Consider the following 590-nt stretch of genomic DNA (forward strand, 5'->3'; position numbering starts at 1 on the left):
CGCCCTATTCAGACTCGCTTTCGCTACGGATCCGCACCTGAAGTGCTTAACCTTGCTAGCAACGGTAACTCGTAGGCTCATTATGCAAAAGGCACGCCGTCACAGCATAAGCCGCTCCGACCGCTTGTAAGCGTATGGTTTCAGGTTCTATTTCACTCCCTTATTCAGGGTTCTTTTCACCTTTCCCTCACGGTACTAGTTCACTATCGGTCTCTCAGGAGTATTTAGCCTTATCGGATGGTCCCGACTGTTTCATACAGGATTACTCGTGTCCCGCACTACTCAGGATACCACTATATCCACATTCTTTACTTATACCGGGCTATCACCGTCTATGGCTCCTCTTTCCAAAGGATTCTAATTCATCTTGCTTCTAATGTCGTGGTCCTACAACCCCAGTATTGCCGTAACAACACTGGTTTGGGCTAATCCAAGTTCGCTCGCCGCTACTATCGGAATCACTTTTGTTTTCTTCTCCTCCGGGTACTTAGATGTTTCAGTTCTCCGGGTTTGCTTCCATTGCTGGATGACATATCTTCAATATGCCAGGTTGCCCCATTCGGATATCTACGGATCAATTCGTGTGTGCC

General features: G+C 47.6%; 1 rRNA gene. It reads right to left on the reverse strand.

Annotated elements, in window-relative coordinates:
• Positions 1-590 (reverse strand): 23S ribosomal RNA (locus tag Q0739_RS14965); the annotation flags it as partial.

Source organism: uncultured Algibacter sp. (genome assembly GCF_947487605.1).
Classification (GTDB): domain Bacteria; phylum Bacteroidota; class Bacteroidia; order Flavobacteriales; family Flavobacteriaceae; genus Algibacter_D.